The organism is Pseudonocardia parietis (assembly GCF_017876315.1).
Taxonomy (GTDB): Bacteria; Actinomycetota; Actinomycetes; order Mycobacteriales; family Pseudonocardiaceae; genus Pseudonocardia; species Pseudonocardia parietis.
In genome coordinates this window covers 6,205,661-6,222,985 of the sequence record NZ_JAGINU010000001.1, presented here as the reverse complement: position 1 = coordinate 6,222,985, position 17,325 = coordinate 6,205,661, and the positions used below count along the sequence as shown (strand labels likewise).

Sequence of the window (17,325 nt, the reverse complement as noted above, 5' to 3'; positions counted from 1 at the left end):
CGAGTTGTTCGCATCCACTGTGTGGCCCTGAGCCCACAACCATCCCCTCTGCTGGAGGGGTGTGGTTGTGTGTGTCAGGACCCCTTTCTGTCGACTGTTTTGGGTCGGTGGGTGGGGGATAAGTTGATAGTGTTGTCGGTGGTCATAGCGTTAGGGGAACGCCCGGTCCCATTCCGAACCCGGTAGCTAAGCCTTCCTGCGCCGATGGTACTGCACTCGACAGGGTGTGGGAGAGTAGGTCGCCGCCGACATTTAACTGTGCATGATGGAGCGCCTCCGGAACCTTTTACGGGTTCGGGAGGCGCTCCTTTTGTGTGCCCGAAACCTGTTCACCGCGACCTCTACCGGAAGTGCGGGGCCCGGTGCGGCCGGAGTGTCGGCGGGTGCGCGCATTGCGGTGCGGGGCGGCCGCGCTGCGGTGCGGGGCGCCACGAGGGGTACCTCAGCGCGGCATCCACTTGATCGAACTGCCCTGGCGTACCTCTCGCCCGGGCGAGCGGTCCGGCGTGACGGCTCCACCCACCGACTCCAGGGTCCGCGAGGGCGCGGCGGATCGGCCCGAGGAACTACGAGGGGTACCTCAGCGCGGTCTTCGCCGAGCGAGGGGCACCTCAGTGCGGTGTCCGCGTGATCCAAGTGCACTCACGTGCCCCTCGCGGCCCCGCGGCCCCGCGGCCCCGCGAGCCCGTGAGCCCGTGAGCCCGTGAGCCCGTGAGCCCGTGAGGGGCGGCGTAGCCGGCGCGGGGTGGCGCTGGACCGACGTGCGCTGGCTACGAGGGACACCTCAGCATGATCGAACTGCTCTGACGTGCCTTTCGCCCGGGCGAGCGGTCCGGGGCGCCGGCGTGACGGCTCCTCCCACCGACCCCAGGGCCCGTGAGTGCGTGGCGGAACGGTGCGAGGAGCTACGAGGGGTACCTGAGAGCGATCTCCGCATGATCGAGCTGCCCTGACGTACCCCTCGCGGCCCGCGGGCGCGGTGTCCCGGTGCGGGATGTGCCGAGTGGGATGCGAGGGGTACCTCAGCGCCGTGATCGTGTGATCGAACAACGCTGACGTGCCCCTCGCCCGGGTAGCGGCTGGGGTCGCCGGTGGGATGAGGTTCCTACCGACTCGGGGCCTGCGAGGCCGGCCCGGCAGTGTGGCGCTACGAGCAGTACCTCAGCACGGCCTCCGCATGATCAAACAGCCCCGACGTGCCCCTCGCACGGGCGAGCGGTCCGTGGCGCCGGGTGTGAGGGCCCCCGCCGACCTGAGGGTCCGCGAGTGCGCGGCAGAGCGGCCGCGGGGTGCGCGGCGGAGCGGGCGCGGGTGGCTACGAGGGGTACCTCAGTGCAGCCCGCCCTTGATCGAACTGCCCTGGCGTGCCCGTCGCCCCAGCGAGCGCCCGGCGCGAGCGGCCCTGGCGCGCCGCGCGTGGCCCGGCCCCGTGATGCGGGGGCACGCTTCAGGTGCCGGACCGGCGGTCCTCGACTCGGCGCATCACAGCTCGACTCGGCGCATCACAGGAGGCCGCACGGCGTAGGCCCCGTCCGCCACGAGCTACCACGAGCAACCGACACCGAACCCGCCTCGGAAGCGGCGTAGGCAGCCGGTCCTCCACAAGTGCGCGGTTCATCCACAGCCCTGAAGAACGTGGCTCCATCCGGGTCCGGCGGGGCGATGCTCGAAGGGCGACAACGCACCGAATCGAGCCTCGGAGGATCCGTGTCCGTCAACCAGATCGTCATCAGCGGCAACGTGACTCGCAAGCCCACCCTGCGGTACACCCCGAACGGGTACGCCGTCACCGACCTGAGCGTCGCCGAGAACTACCGGCGGCGCGAGAACAACAGCGACGAGTGGCGCGACGTCGCCACGACCTACTACTCCGTCACGTGCTGGCGCCACCTCGCCGAGCACGTCACGCAGTCCTTGGACAAGGGCCACCCCGTGGTGGTCGTCGGCCGGCTCTTCATGGACGAGTGGATCGACCGTGACGGTGGGCTCCGCAGGGCACCGAAGATCGACCCGGTGAGCGTCAGCTACGACCTGCGCGTATCGGGGATCCTGGCACCGGCGCGCAACTCGTCCGGCCCCGACCGTGACCAGATTGCCGACCGCCGGCAGGCGGAGACCTGGCAGGAGTGCCCGGACGGCGAACCGGAGACGGCCGGGGACCCGTTCGATCCCGATGCCGTCGAGAGCGACGATGAGCAGCGGACGGTCGGTGCCGTACCGGCCTCCGAGGCCTGACTACGACGGAACTACCATCGGATTCGTGGCAGACCTGATTTACACGATGCGGAACGTGCGCAAGGCGCACGGCGACAAGGTCATCCTGGAGAACGCGTCGATCAGCTTTTTGCCGGGGGCGAAAATCGGCGTGGTCGGCCCGAACGGGGCCGGGAAGTCGACCGTCCTGAAGATCATGGCCGGGTTGGAGACAGCCAACAACGGTGACGCGTTCCTCAAGCCCGGGGCGACGGTCGGCATCCTGCAGCAGGAGCCGTCGCTCAACGAGGAGAAGACCGTTCTCGGCAACGTCGAGGAGGGGCTGGGCGAGGTCAAGGTCAAGCTCGATCGGTTCAACGCGATCGCCGAGGAGATGGCGACGAACTACACCGACGAGCTCATGGAGGAGATGGGCAAGCTGCAGGAGGAGCTCGACCACGCGGACGCGTGGGAGATCGACTCGCAGCTGGAGCAGGCGATGGACGCCCTGCGCTGCCCGCCCGGCGACGCCGAGGTCACGAACCTGTCCGGTGGCGAGCGGCGCCGGGTCGCCCTGTGCAAGCTGCTGCTCTCCCAGCCCGACCTGCTCCTCCTCGACGAGCCCACCAACCACCTGGACGCGGAGAGCGTCCTGTGGCTGGAGCAGTTCCTCGCGAAGTACCCGGGAGCGGTCCTCGCGGTCACGCACGACCGGTACTTCCTGGACAACGTCGCCGGTTGGATCCTCGAGCTCGACCGCGGCCGGACGTTCCCGTACGAGGGCAACTACTCCACCTACCTGGAGAAGAAGGCGGAGCGGCTCGCCGTCCAGGGCAAGAAGGACGTGAAGCTGCAGAAGCGCCTGAAGGACGAGCTGGCCTGGGTCCGCTCGAACCCCAAGGCCCGCCAGGCCAAGAGCCGCTCCCGGCTGGACCGGTACGACGAGATGGCGGCCGAGGCCGAGCGGCACCGCAAGCTGGACTTCGAGGAGATCCAGATCCCGCCGGGCCCGCGTCTGGGCAACCAGGTCGTCGAGGTCTCGCACCTGGACAAGGGGTTCGACGGCCGGCAGCTGATCAAGGACCTGTCGTTCACGCTGCCGCGGAACGGCATCGTCGGTGTCATCGGCCCGAACGGTGTCGGCAAGACGACCCTGTTCAAGACCATTGTCGGGCTGGAGGAGCCGGACTCGGGCGAGGTGCGGGTCGGCGAGACGGTCAAGCTGTCCTACGTCGACCAGAACCGGGGCGGGATCGACCCGAAGAAGACCGTCTTCGAGGTCGTCTCCGACGGGCTCGACTACATCCAGGTCGGCAACGTCGAGATGCCCTCGCGGGCCTACGTCGCGGCCTTCGGGTTCAAGGGACCGGATCAGCAGAAGCCCGCGGGTGTCCTGTCCGGCGGTGAGCGCAACCGCTTGAACCTGGCGCTGACGCTCAAGCAGGGTGGAAACCTGCTCCTGCTCGACGAGCCGACGAACGACCTGGACGTCGAGACCCTCGGATCTCTGGAGAACGCGCTCGAGCAGTTCCCCGGCTGCGCCGTGGTCATCTCGCACGACAGGTGGTTCCTCGACCGCGTCGTCACGCACATCCTCGCGTGGGAGGGCACCGACGAGAACCCGGCGGCCTGGTACTGGTACGAGGGGAACTTCGAGGCCTACGAGAAGAACAAGATCGAGCGGCTCGGTTCGGAGGCGGCGCGACCCCACCGGGTCACGCATCGTAAGCTCACCCGCGACTGAGCTCCACTCTGCCGGACCGTCCTCGGCCGGTCCGACTGGACACTGCGGACGCGACGACGCGGCACGGGCGTACCGGGCCGGTGGTGTCACGGGAGGCTATGTGACGTCCGACCTGGGTCACCGCGCCGGGAGCGCGACGACGGCCGAGTTGCGGACAGCGGCGGCCCTGCGCTGGCAGCGGCCGCTCCTGACCGCAGAGCTGGCCGGGTACGCATGCGTGCGTGCTGTCGCGGACGGTGACGATCTGCGTTGGGTGCAGGCTGCGGGATGGCTCCTCGACGGGCACGCCGCCGGTGGCGACGCACGCGACGTCGCCACCGCCGTGCTGGCCGGGCTGACCGGCTCCGGACGAGCCGACCCAGCCGTGCCGGCGGTCCCCGGCCGCCCTCCCGGGGCCGCGCTGCTGGCCCGGCCGGAGGCGGCCCGGCTGCGGGTCGAGCTGGCGACGGTCGCTCAGGTCGACGGTGAGCTGGAAACCGCCCGGGCGCTCGTCGCGGACCTGCCGGACGACTCACCCGGCGAGGAACCGGGGTTGCTACGGCTGGACCGGCTCGCCGTCCAGGTCCGTTGTGCGCTCGCCGGTCAGGCGGACGACGATCTCGACCGGCTCCGGCGAGAGGTCGAGTCCTGCGGCGCCGGGTTCGGCAGTGACGTATCGGCGTTCGCCGACCTCGTCGCCGGGTCCGTGCATCGCGCGCGACGCGAGCACGATCTGGCCGTCGAACGAGCGTTGCGCGGACTGGCGAAGCTCGGCTGGACGCCGGAGCACCCCGAGTCGCGTCCGCTGTCCGCGCACCTTGCCGCGGCACTGCTGAGCCAGTGGATCACTGCCCTGCTCGACGCCGGTCGCTCCCCGGCAGAGGCGGTCCGGGCGGCGTCCGCACAGCCCGACGTCGTGGACGCCGGTCGCCAGGGCGTGCTGCTTCGCCTGACGCTCGCCCGGGCCGACCCCGGAGCGGCCGACCACGCCGCCCGGGCGCTCGCCGAGGCGGCCGCCGGTGCGGGATCCTCCGGCGTGCCCGGTCTGGTCGCCGCCTGCCGGACCGCGCAGTCCGAGCTGCACGAGGGCGCGGGCCGTTATCGCGAGGCACTCGAAGCGATGCGGTCCGCCGCCGAGGCCGATCAGCTCGACCGCGCGCGGGCCCGCCGCTTCCGGCACGCCGTCGCCGCCGCGCTCCCGGTTGCCGGGATCGACACTGCCACCCGGAGTAGATCCGAGCACAGGCATTCGCCTGTACGTCGCCGGGCGACGGGGGCCGCGCAGCACGACACGGCTCGTGCTCCGGCGACCGCTCCGGATGAGACCGTCCCCGATGCGGCCGCCTCTGACGCGGCGGCATCCCTCCCACGACGCGCGACATCTCTTCCACGCACGACGAACGGACACGCTGCGCCCACCGACGTGGGCGGACGCGGCTCGATGGGCAAGGGTGCGGTCGGCCCGGACGACGTGGGCGGCGCCGTCGGCAGGCACGAGTCCGCCGAGGCCGGTATCCGCTCGAGGCGGGGTGCGAGGTCGACGGAAGCCACCGGCGACCCTGCCGGGCCGGCACGGACCGTCCTTGGGGAGAGCGCTGGGACGACCGTCCCGGCCGCCGGCCCGGCCCGGCCGGATACCGCGAGGGTCGAGCAGCCCGACGTCGCCCGTGATCGTGATCGAGTGAGCGACGTCGATGAGACATCCGCGATCGATCCGGACGATCCGCTGGGTGTGTCCGGGATGCTGACCGGTGACCACGTCGGGGACCTGACGCCGGTGCAGAACGACGTCGTCGGGGCTTCGGGTGTCGGTGACGGCGGGACCGGTGGTGACCTGCTCGCATGGGCCGGACGATCCTGGTCCGGGACGGTCGGTGTGCCCGGCGCCGGTACGCCGGGCAGCGGCTCGCCGCTGGCGGACGCGCTCCTCGCGGAGCTGCGCAACGACGGGCGAGACGGCCGCGCCGGGCAGCTTGTCGCTGGGCGGTCGGGCCCCGTGAACGACAGCGCCGTGAACGACAGGGTCTTGAACGACAGCGCCGAGAACAACGGTGCTGGGTACAAAGGTGCCGGGAGCGGCGATGCCCGCCAGAGCGACGCCGAGCACGAGCTTGCCGCCGGAGCCGACCTCGGCCGGGCCGGCTCCGGCCGTGCCGACCTCGGCCGGACTGGCCTCGGCCGTGCCGACCTCGGCCGGGCCGACTTCGATCGTGCCGACTCGGACCGTGCCGACGCCAACCGTGCCGACTCGGACCGTGTCGACGCCAGCCGTGCCGATACCAGCCGTGCCGACTTCGATCGTCCCGGCTCCGGCGGCGACGGAACCGGAGGGTCCGGCATCGGAGGCGCCGGCATCGGTCGCGACCTCCTCGGGCGCAACCGTCTCGTCGCCCGAAAGGACACCCTGCCGCTGACGGACTCGAGGTCGAGCGACCGGTCGATCCTGGTCGACGTCGTCGACCCGTCGGGCGAACCGATGCCCGGACACCTCGTGGCGGGAGCACTGGACGAGATCGCGGCCCGGTCGCGGCGCCTGGTCCCGCCGTCCGGCACCACCGACACCGGCGACACGGCGGTCCGCATCACGCTGCCCGACGCCGATCGCGTCACCGTCCTGTTGTGGGCACGCTCGCTCGCCACACACCTCGCCGACCGCGTGCATCGCGGCGGGCTCCCCGTCGGGGCTGCGCTGCGGCTGCGCTGCGTCGGGCCGCACGGGGCGGAGGGCGACGAGATCGTCCGTGAGCTGGCCGGGCCGGACGAGGTGCCGCCCCCCGTGGCGCCGGACGTACCGCCGGAGCGCGCCGGTGGTGCCCGCCGTCGCGCCGGACGAACGTCGCGACCCGCCACAGATGCGTCGCGAGCCGCCAAAGATGCGTCGCGAGCCGCCAAAGATGCGTCGCGATCCGACGCGGATGCGCCGTGGTCCGCCGTGAACGCGGTGGGCGTGCCCGCCCGGGACCGTGGGGACGACTCGACCGGCGTCGCGGATGCCGATGATGCGGAGCGGGCGCGGCCGGGGGCGGTCGCGGGTCCCGCCATGGCAGCGGCGCTGCACCTGCCGTCCCCCGACACCGACCGGAGCCGGGCCGGGCGTCGGAGGGCCACCGACGGGGAGGTCTCTCCGCTGCTCGCCGCCGGGATCGACGTCCGCCCCGGAAGCGGTGGGCGTCGACGCTCCGATGCGGCCCCGCGGTCCGGGGACACCGACGCACCGGCCGCCGGACATCCCGATGAGCCCGGGGGCGGACTGCGCAACGGTGCTGGAGAAGCAGGCGTCGGCCCGACGACCCCGGACGACACCGGTACCGACCGCCGGCTGGCGGACATGCTCCGCACCCATCTCGATCTGTCGGAGTCGCGGGACGGCACCGGGACCCCGCGGGACGACAGCGGGCGCGCGGGCCGGCCGGTTGCCTGGTCGTCGGTGTCCGAGGGCGACGGCCCGGCGGCGCTGCCGAAGCGGAACGGGCGGCGGTCCGGTTCGGCGCGCCGGCCCGACGGTGCCGGCGACGCGACCCGCGCCGACGTACCCGGTTCCACCACCACGGGTGCGGACGTGTGGACCGTGCGTTCCGCCCGCGCCGACACCCCGCGGGACACGGCACCGGACCGCGAGCCGGTCACCGACGCCCGGCGTGCCGGCACCGGAGCAACCGCAGCGACCGTGGCCGTGACGGACAGCGCCGGCGACGGGAGCACCGGCGCGTCGTCCGAGCAGCATGCGGACGGTGTCACCGACCGCCCGGGAACCGGCACCTCGTCGCCGTCCGACGACGGCTCGGCCACGCCCGGCGATCCGAACGCCATCCCCGAGGGCATGGGGCTCGCCGATCTCCTGGCCGGCGCCCTGGCCGCATACCGCGAGATCTGACCCCGGCCTGCGCAACGGTGCCCTCGGGTGCCACCTGTCGCTCGCCCGGGAACGTCGTACCCGGGGCTAGGGTGACGGCCGTCAGCAGACGCGCGGGGGCGGAGTGGGACGTGAGCAGCGGTACGACGGGTGACACGACGGACACGGCCGACGACGACGTGCGGGTGGGGAGCGGATCGCGGACGACCGGTACCAGCGCGAACCTCGTCCACCTCTATGCACGGCACACCCCGGAGGCCGAGGACACCGGCGGTCCGGCGCTGCCCGGCCCGGCCGCCGTGGTCGAGGCGCATCTCGCGCTCGGTGGGCGCCGCGAGGCCGGGCACGCGGTCGTCGCCGTCGCCCCCGGCCAGGGCGAGGCGATCACCGTCGACATCGTCACCGACGACATGCCCTACCTGGTCGAGTCGGTGCTCGCGGGCGTCGGGCGGGCAGGCGGGACGGTCCGCCGGGTCGTGCACCCGATCCTGGTCGTCGACCGCGACGGGACCGGCACGCTCCGCGGTGTCGACCCCGATGCGGACCCCAGCGAACCGGGCGACGCGCTCGCCGAGTCGTGGATGCACCTCGACGTCGCCTCCACCGGGGTGCTCGACCCGGACGACCTGCGGGCCGAGCTGGAACGGACGCTCTCCGACGTCCGGCAGGTCGTCGACGACACCGCCGCGATGACCCTGCGGGCCCGCGCGCTGGCCGACGAGCTCGCCGGCGCCGCGACCGCCCACGACACCGACGACACCGATGGCGTGCACCCCGCGGAGGTCGCCGACCTCCTCCGGTGGCTGGTCGACGAGCACTTCACGTTCGTCGGGTACCGGCACTACGTGCGCCGCGACGGTCGTCTGCGGCCCGACACCGAGACCGGGCTGGGGGTGCTGCGCCCGGGCGACGCCGGCGCGAACGTGTTCCTCCCCGAGGAGGTCGAGCTCGGTGCCGAGGACCCGGCCGGGCCGTTGCTCATCACCCGGGCCAGCGAGCGCAGCCGGGTACTACGGCCGGTGCACCCGTTCTACGTGGGCGTCCGTACCCGCGATGCGGAGGGCACCGTCGTCGGCGAGCACCGCTTCCTGGGCATGCTGACCGTCCCCGCCCGGCACGAGTCCGTGCTGGACATCCCGGTCGTCGCCCGGCGCATCCGCGGCGCGATCCGCCGCGCCGGGTTCCCGGCGGACTCCTACTCCGGGCAGCAGATGCTCGAGGTGTTCTCCGTGCTGCCCCGCACGGAGCTGTTCTCGTCCTCGCAACGACGCCTGCACGACACCGGTGTCGGCGTGCTGGAGGCCAGCGCGCGGAGCGCGGTCCGGCTGTTCGTCCATCCCGACCCGTACCGGCGGTTCCTCTCCTGCCTGGTCTACCTGCCGCGCGACCGGTACACGACCGGCACGCGCCTGCGCATCACCGACATCCTGCGCACCCGGCTCGGCGGCACCGACGTCAGCTACACCGCGCAGGTCGGCGACGCCGAGCTCGCCATGCTGCACCTGACCGTCGCCACCGACCCGTCCACCGAGACGGTGTCCTACGACGTGCCCGCGCTGCAGGACGAGGTCACCGAGGCCACCCGGAGCTGGGACGACCTGCTGGTCGCGGCGCTCGGTGACACCGGCCCGCAGGCCCGGCCGATGCTCGCCGGTGTCCCCGAGTCGTACAAGGCGGGTGTCGCACCGAGCCGTGCGGTGGAGGACCTGCGCCGCCTGATGGCGCTGGGCCAGGACGGCGACGACGCGTTCGACCTGCGGCTCTACCGCACGGTCGACGGCGACATCCGGTTCGCCCTCTACCTCGGCGACACACCGGCCACCCTGACCCGGATGCTGCCGCTGCTGCAGCAGCTCGACGTCGACGTCGTCGACGAGCGCCCGTTCGAGTTCACCCGGCCCGACGGCCGCCGCTGCTGGCTCTACGACTTCGGGGTGCGTGAGCCGCAGCCGGCCGGGGGCCCGGCGGTGCCGACGGTGACCGTCGAGGATGCCGGAGCCCGGTTCGAGGAGGCGTTCGCCGCGGCCTGGCGTGGCGACACCGAGTACGACCGGTTCTCCGCCCTGGTCCTGCGGGCCGGGTTGCACTGGCGGGAGGCGGCCGTGCTGCGCGCCTACAGCCGTTACGCCCGCCAGCTCGGCGGGTTGTTCACGCTGCAGTACACGGCGAACGTGCTCGTCACGCACCCGCAGGTCGCGCAGGGCCTGATCACGCTGTTCCGGGCCAGGTTCGACCCGGCGAACGGCGACGCGGCCGAGCGGGACGATGCCCACCAGCGTGCCCTCGAGGACGTCACCGTCCTGATCGACCAGGTCTCCGGCCTGGACGCGGACCGCATCCTGCGCGGTCTGCTCGCCGTCATCGAGGCGACCCTGCGCACCAACTGGTTCCGGGGCCGGTCGTTCTTCTCGTTCAAGCTGGATCCGGCGGCGGTGCCGGACATGCCGCTGCCGCGTCCCCGCTTCGAGATCTTCGTGTACTCGCCGCACATCGAGGGCGTGCACCTGCGGTTCGGCCCGGTGGCCCGCGGGGGCCTGCGGTTCTCCGACCGCCAGCAGGACTACCGGACCGAGATCCTCGGGCTGGTGAAGGCGCAGGCGGTGAAGAACGCGGTGATCGTGCCGGTCGGGGCGAAGGGCGGCTTCGTCGTACGCCGGCCCTCGCCCGATCCCGGCCATGTGCGCGAGTGCTACACCACCTTCATCTCCGGGCTGCTCGACGTCACCGACAACCTGCTCACCCACCCCGACGGCAGCACCGAGACCCTGCCGCCGCCGGGCGTCGTCCGGCACGACGGCGACGACTCCTACCTGGTCGTCGCCGCGGACAAGGGCACCGCGACGTTCTCCGACCTGGCCAACTCGATCTCCGAGGAGTACGGCTTCTGGCTCGGCGACGCGTTCGCCTCCGGCGGCTCGGTCGGCTACGACCACAAGGCCATGGGCATCACCGCCCGAGGCGCCTGGGAGTCGGTCAAGCGGCACTTCGGCGAGCTCGGCATCGACACCCAGAGCCAGGAGTTCACCGTCGTCGGCATCGGTGACATGTCCGGTGACGTGTTCGGCAACGGGATGCTGCTGTCCGAGCACATCCGGCTGGTCGCCGCGTTCGACCACCGGCACGTGTTCGTCGACCCCGTCCCGGACGCGGCGACCTCGTACGCGGAGCGGCGCCGGCTGTTCGAACTCCCGCGCTCCACCTGGGAGGACTACGACAGCTCCCTGATCAGCGCGGGCGGCGGGGTGTGGCCGCGGACCGCGAAGTCGGTTCCGGTGGGGGCGGAGATGCGCGCCGCGCTCGGCCTGCCCGACGGCGTCACGCGGATGTCGCCGCCCGAGCTGATCCACGCGATCCTGCAGGCGCCGGCCGACCTGCTGTGGAACGGCGGCATCGGTACCTATGCGAAGGCCTCGACCGAGACCCACGCCGAGGTCGGTGACAAGGCGAACGACGCGATCCGGGTGAACGGGCGCGACCTGCGGGTCCGGGTCGTGGGGGAGGGCGGCAACCTCGGCCTGACCCAGCGCGGCCGGATCGAGTTCGCCCGCTCCGGCGGGCGTGACGGCGAGCCCGGTCGGATCAACACCGATGCGATCGACAACTCGGCCGGGGTCGACTGCTCCGACCACGAGGTCAACATCAAGGTCCTGCTCGACCGCCCGGTCGCCGAGGGAACCCTGGACCGGCCGGCCCGCAACGAGCTGCTCGCGTCGATGACCGACGACGTCGCGGAGCTCGTGCTCGCCGACAACGTCGCGCAGAACGCGGTGCTCGGTGTCGCCCGGGCCCACGCCGCGGGCATGGTGGCGGTGCACGGCCGGATGGTCACCGACCTCGTCGAACGCGCCGGGCTGAACCGTGAGCTCGAGGTGCTGCCGTCGGCGGCCGGGTTCGACGAGCTCGCCGCCGACGGGATCGGGCTGACCGGTCCCGAGCTGGCGACGCTGCTCGCGCACACCAAGCTCGACCTGACCGACCGGCTGCTGGAGACCGACCTGCCCGACCGACCGGCGTTCGAGCCGACGCTGCCGGGTTACTTCCCGGCCCCGCTGCGCGAACGCTTCGGCCATGCCGTCCGCAGCCACCCGCTGCGCCGGGAGATCATCGGAACCCGCCTGGTCAACGAGATGATCGACGGGGCCGGGATCAGCTACGCGTTCCGGCTCGGCGAGGAGCTCGCCGCCGACCCCGGCGACGCCGTGCGGGCCTACGCGGTCACCACCCGGGTGTTCGGGCTGCCCGCGCTGTGGGAGGCGGTACGCACCGCGGACGCGCCGGTGGCCGTGGCCGACGCCGTCGTGCTCGAGTCCCGCCGCCTGCTCGACCGGGTCACGCGGTGGTTCCTCACCAACCGGCCGCAGCCGCTGGCCGTCGGTGCGGAGATCAGCCGGTTCGCCGAGCCCGTCGCGCAGCTGCGGGAGCAGCTGCCCGAGCTGCTGCAGGGCCGCGAGCTCGGCGCGGTCCGGGAACGGGCGGCGGGCCTGCGGGACTCCGGGGTACCGGAGGACCTGGTCGAGCCGATCGCGCTCTCGCTGTACGCCTACGGCCTGCTCGACGTCGTCGAGCTCGTCGAGCTGTCCGACCGGGAGAAGGAGCCGCGCCCGGCGACCGAGGTGGCCCGGCTGTACTACACGCTGTCCGAGCATCTCGGCATCGACGAGGCGTTGACGGCGGTCAGCCGGCTCGACCGCGGCGACCGGTGGCACGCGCTGGCCCGGCTCGCGCTGCGCGACGACCTGTACGGCTCGCTGCGGTCGATCACCCTCGACGCGTTGCGGGAGACCCCGCCCGGCACCGGTGTCGATGAGGCGATCGCGGCCTGGGAGCAGGCGAACGCGTCGAAGCTGGCCCGGGCACGCGCCGCGCTGGAGGAGATCGGTGGATCGGCGTCGCTGAACCTGGCCACGCTCTCGGTGATCTCACGCCAGCTGCGTGGGCTGGCCCGGTAGTCGTCGGGGACACTCGGGATCATGTCGGGCATGTCCGCATCCGCCACTGAGCCACCCGCCACTGAGCCATCCGCCACTGGGCCATCCATCTCCGGACCGTTCGTCAGCATGGTCCCGTTGCGCTGGACCGACCAGGACGCCTACCGGCACGTGAACCACGCCCGGATCGTCACCCTGATCGAGGAGGCCCGCGTCGCGCTGGCCTTCACCGGCGCCGGGCAGGAGGGGCTCACCGGGTTCGCCTCCGGCCTGCTGGTGGCCGGGCTGCACGTGGAGTACAAGCGGCAGCTTCCGTGGCGCGCGGAGCCGATGCGGGTGGAGATCACCGTGCGGGACCTGCGGGCGGCATCGTTCACCCTGGACTACGTGCTGCGCGACGGTTCCGGCGCGGACGACGCGGTGGCGGTGACCGCCTGGACGAAGATGGCGCTCTACGACCTCGAGGAGCAACGCGTGCGGCGACTCACCGGCGGCGAACGGGACTACCTGAAGCGATACCTGGGGGAGACGTCGTGATCCTCCGGCTCGCGGACTCGACCGAGCGGGACGACCTGGGCGCGTTCACCGCGCGGGTGGTGCGGCTCGACGAGTCCGCCGCGGTCCGGCTGACCTCGGCGGGCGATCGGGTGACGGCATGGGCACGCACCCCGTTCGACGTGCTGGTCACCCGGTCCGTCGCGGGATCGCTCGACGGCGGCACCGCGGTCACGGCACACGCGTCGTCGTTGCTCACCGCGCTGGCGGTGGAGCGTGCCGAGGCGATCGATCCGGGGCCGGCGGCACCGTGGCTGGAGGAGCTGCCGCCCTCCGGTGGCTGGGACCGGGTCGACGAGGTGCCCGCCGGCGAGCTGGACGCGCTCGCCGACCGGGGTCTCGCGCTGGCCCGGGAGCACGCCGGGCCGATGGGGCCGCCCGCGTCGCTGTTGGACCAGACCGTGCTGACGGTGTCACCGCCGGAGTCCGGACGGCCGGTGCGGGTGCCGATGCGCGTGCTGTTCGCGATGTCCGGGATGGGGTTCCTCGGGTCCGGGCCGTCCCCGGACGGGCCCGGCGGCCCCCGGGTACGGGTGTCCGCGTCGGGCTCGTGGATGCGTCTGGACGCCCGCTACGGCGCGGTGGTGCGCCGCCGGGTGGTGTCGCTGCCGCTCACCGTGACCGGTTGATCAGGTCAGGTTCAGGACGCTGACCTCGCCGTCGCCGGCGACCCAGCCGGTGCGGCCGTCGGGGGAGACGGTGACGGCGGTCGGATCCGGTGCGACGTCGGTCGTGCCGGTCACTTCCCAGCTGCCGGTGTCGACGGTCTGCAGGCCCTGGTCGGTGGTGACGTAGAGGTGGCGGCCGTCGGCGGCGAACGCCAGCCCGGTCGGTCCGCCGGCGGCCTCGACGGTGGCGACCTCGCGCCCGTCGGCCGGGTTCAGCACGGTGATCGTGCCGGAGTCCGGTCCGGCCACGGCGACCAGCGTCTCCGGGACGGCGACGGGGGTGACCGCGACGGTCTCCGCGCCACCGGCGACCGGGAAGCTGCCGAGCACGGTGAGGGTGTTCGGGTCCAGCACGGTCAGCTGGTCCGCGCCGCGGGTGGCGAGGTAGACGCGGTCGGCGGCCTCGTTCGTTGCGGCCGCGTACGGGTCGCGGGAGACCGGGACGGAGCGGGTGACGACCCCGGCGTAGGGGTCGAGCTCGTCGACGACGCCCTCGGCCCGCGACGGCAGGTAGAGGAACCGTCCGTCCGCCGAGCTGACCGCACCGGCCGGGTCGGCGGTGACCGGGACCGTGGAGACGAGCGTCCCGCCGGGGACGTCGACGACGGCGACCTGTCCACCGGTGCCGTCGGACATGCTGACGAACGCCCGGGTGCCGTCGGGTGAGGTGGTGACGCCCTGCGGCGCCGCCGGGAGCGGGATCTCCGAGGTGACGGCGTCGGTGGCGCCGTCGACGACCAGCAGCCGGTTCGCGTCGCGCACCGCGACGAGCACCGCACCGCCGGTGGACGCGGCGACCGCGACCGGGGAGTCCCCGGCCGGGACGGTCGCGCGCACCGTCGGCTGCGGGAGGCTGGCCCCCGCCTGCGCGGCGGCGGGTCGCGCCCCGAAGCCCGGTCCGGCCTCGCCCGCCGCGGCCGGCCCGTTCGCGGGCGCGCCGTCGTTCTGCGGGGTGGGCGAGAACATCGCCCACAGCGTCAGCGTGCCGAGCAGCAGGATCGCCAGTGCGATGGCGAGACCGGCCGGTGAGACACCGCGGCGGCCGTTGCGTGGCTTCGCCGACATGATGGCCTCGCGGCGCGGGTGGATCGGCTTCGCCGCGGCCCCGTCGCCCGCACCCGGTTCGCCCGTGGTGCCCGGGCCGGTGCCGTCCGTGCCGCCGTCCCTGCCGGACGCGGAGCGGGCCGCAGCCACCGAGACGGCACCCACGGACGCCGCCGCGGCGGCGTTGCGGGTACCCGGATCGCCTGCGGCCCGGTCGGGTGCGACCGGAGTCGTGCCCTCGCCGGTGTTCCGGCCGGACGGTGCGGTGCCGCCGGGCCGGGGCCGGCCGTCGGTGCCGACGGCGGACAGCGTCACGGTCGTTTCGCCTGCCGTCGGGGTACGGCCCGCGGAGGCCGGCGGTTGCTGAGACCGATCCCCTGGCGCGCCCGGTCCCCGCGGGGCCCCGGCGGGGCCGCGGTCGCCCGGCGGGCCCCACGAGGAGCCGTCGGCCGGTGCCCCGGTGGAGCGGAACGCTCCCGTGGACCCGGGCGGGCGCGCAGCCGGAACCGGATGGGATCCGGTGCCGGCCCCCGGCGATCCGCCGTGGGCCGCGAACACCGTGGTCGCCTCGCCGGACCGGTCGGACGGATCCCCGGCCGGCCGGGGCACGGCACCGGAGTGGCCGGCGCGGTCCCCGTCCGACGATGCCGGCGACCGCTCCGCACCAGCTGTAGCTGCTGCGGAGCTCCCGGCACGGTCTTCGGCCGAGCGGGGGGCCAGTCCGCGGTCGGCACGCGGGCCGATCGCGGGCGAACCGTGGGGCTCCGCCGGAGCGGACCCGGTGCGTACCGCAGCGGTGCCGGGGGCCGGGGTGCCCGGGGCAGGGGTGCCCTCGGGGTCGGCGTCGTCCGCCCCGGTGGGGTCGTCGCGGCGGGCGGGGGACCAGGTGTCGGCGCCGCGGCCCGGCAGCTCGCCGAAGCCACGACCGGCACCGGGCCCGGACGGCGCCGCGAACAGGTCGTTACCGGACAGCCCGGCCGTCGCCGAGCCGCCCATCGCGGGTCGCGGTGGCGGTGCATGTTCCGGACCGGCGGGAGCCGGACGCCGGCGACCGGGCATCGGCGGCCGGGTCCCGGACGCCGGGGTGTCCGGCCGGGGCTCGGGGTCGGCCGGGCGGGAGGTGGACTCTGCCGACGCAGCCGGGTAGTGCCCGAGGAACGCGCGAGGCGGAAGGATGACCGTCTCCGGGCCGTCGGAGGTGGATCGCGACGGGCGCGGGGGCCACTGCTTCGACGCCGCCGGGTCACCGGCCGACTCCGCCTCCCGGCCGTCCCGGGCCGCCGTCGACGTCACGTCGGAAGCAGCAGGCACGTCGGAGCCACCGGTCGTGGCGGCCGGGCGACTCGCGTCGGTGGTGTCGTCGGTGGTCTCGTCGATCGGCCGCGGCGGGGGCGAGATCGGGGGCACCACGGTGGGTGCGGGCTCGGTCACCGGTACTCCGTCCGTGCCGACCCGTCCGCCCATCCGCTGGCGGCCGGTGGCGGGGGTGGCGGTGGACTCGCCGGACGGCTCCGGCGCGAACGACGGCGGCGGTGCGAACCGGTCCTCCGGGGTGTGCAGCGGGTCGTCGGAGTCGTCGGCGGGCAGCGGTCCGACGCCCAGCGGGTCGTCGCCGAGGTCGCCGAGGTCGGCGTAGGAGTCGTCGCCGAGACCGAACCCGGTGGCGTCGGGAACGTCCTCTGTGGATCCGTCGGGTCCGGCGGCCGGAGTGGCACGTGCCGGAGTTCTCGGGTGGTCGCCGGAGGAAGGGGCGGTCGGGGCGCCCGGACCGGAGCCGGTCGGGCGGGGCCGCGCGGTTCCGCTGTCGCGGACCAGGTCGGCGAAACCGCTCCCGGTGGAGCTGCCGCCGAGGGAGGAGCCGGTGGGACCGCTCCCGGAGGAGCTGCTGCCGGGGGAGGAGCCGGTGGGACCGCTTCCGGTGGAGCTGCTGCCGAGGGCGCCGGCGAGATCGCTCCGGGAGGAGCCGCCGCCGTCGATTCCGGTGGCACCGCTTCCGGTGGCCCTGTTCGGGGTCGGCGGGTGCTCGGTGGAGGCCGGCCGGGATCCGGCAGCCGCGGTACCGGTGGGCGTCGTGCCGGTCGTGCCCGGGGCGCCGAACCCGGCGGGCACCGCGCGGGAGGGGGTGGCCGGACCGGAGCGGTCGCCGGAGACGGCCGCGCCGCCCGGTGGGGAGCCGCCGGGCGAGGCATCGGCCCCTCCGCGCCAGTCGGACGTGCCCGTTCGGGCGACCCCGCGCCAGCCGGACGTGCCCGTTCGGGTCGCCCCGGGCGCGCCGGACGTGCCCGTTCGGGTGGCCCGAGGCGCGCCGGACGTGCTCGTTCGGGCGGCCCCTGGCGCGCCGGGCGGCCCCGCGGCATCGCC

At 73.8% G+C, this 17,325-nt stretch carries 7 protein-coding genes and 1 rRNA gene; 7 read left to right on the top strand and 1 reads right to left on the bottom strand.

The genetic code is table 11. The features are described from left to right. The first annotated feature begins 134 nt into the window (after positions 1-134). From rrf to JOF36_RS29080, 7 genes are all read left to right on the top strand, one after another. Positions 135-251 (top strand): 5S ribosomal RNA (gene rrf, locus JOF36_RS29110). 1,456 nt (positions 252-1,707) lie between these two features. Further along, positions 1,708-2,235, top strand: a complete 528-nt coding sequence (locus tag JOF36_RS29105) for a single-stranded DNA-binding protein (RefSeq protein ID WP_210033234.1) — start codon at positions 1,708-1,710, stop codon at positions 2,233-2,235. Between the two features lie 25 nt (positions 2,236-2,260). Then, positions 2,261-3,937, top strand: a complete 1,677-nt coding sequence (gene ettA / locus JOF36_RS29100; protein ID WP_210033233.1) for an energy-dependent translational throttle protein EttA — start codon at positions 2,261-2,263, stop codon at positions 3,935-3,937. 100 nt (positions 3,938-4,037) lie between these two features. After that, positions 4,038-7,790: a pentapeptide repeat-containing protein gene (locus tag JOF36_RS29095; RefSeq protein WP_210033227.1), complete on the top strand. Its 3,753-nt coding sequence runs from the start codon at positions 4,038-4,040 to the stop codon at positions 7,788-7,790. A gap of 110 nt (positions 7,791-7,900) precedes the next feature. Then, entirely contained in the window at positions 7,901-12,718 is a 4,818-nt protein-coding gene (locus JOF36_RS29090) for an NAD-glutamate dehydrogenase (protein ID WP_307862651.1), read from the top strand. A 108-nt stretch (positions 12,719-12,826) separates the two neighbouring features. Continuing rightward, positions 12,827-13,234 carry an acyl-CoA thioesterase gene (locus JOF36_RS29085; protein ID WP_245351022.1) on the top strand — a complete coding sequence of 136 codons (408 nt, stop codon included), beginning with the start codon at positions 12,827-12,829 and terminating at the stop codon, positions 13,232-13,234. Further along, entirely contained in the window at positions 13,231-13,881 is a 651-nt protein-coding gene (locus JOF36_RS29080; RefSeq protein WP_307862650.1) for a DUF8185 domain-containing protein, read from the top strand. Before JOF36_RS29085 ends, JOF36_RS29080 begins: the two co-directional genes overlap by 4 nt. On the opposite strand, the gene JOF36_RS29075 is transcribed toward JOF36_RS29080, so the two are convergent. Beyond that, entirely contained in the window at positions 13,882-17,073 is a 3,192-nt protein-coding gene (locus tag JOF36_RS29075) for a hypothetical protein (RefSeq protein WP_210033224.1), read from the bottom strand. It lies immediately after the preceding gene. Between the last annotated feature and the right edge of the window lie 252 nt (positions 17,074-17,325).

What these genes read in the sequence shown, in the direction of transcription:
- JOF36_RS29085 (WP_245351022.1), top strand. Translation starts at nt 12,827, where the DNA reads ATGGTCCCGTTGCGCTGGACCGACCAGGACGCCTACCGGCACGTGAAC.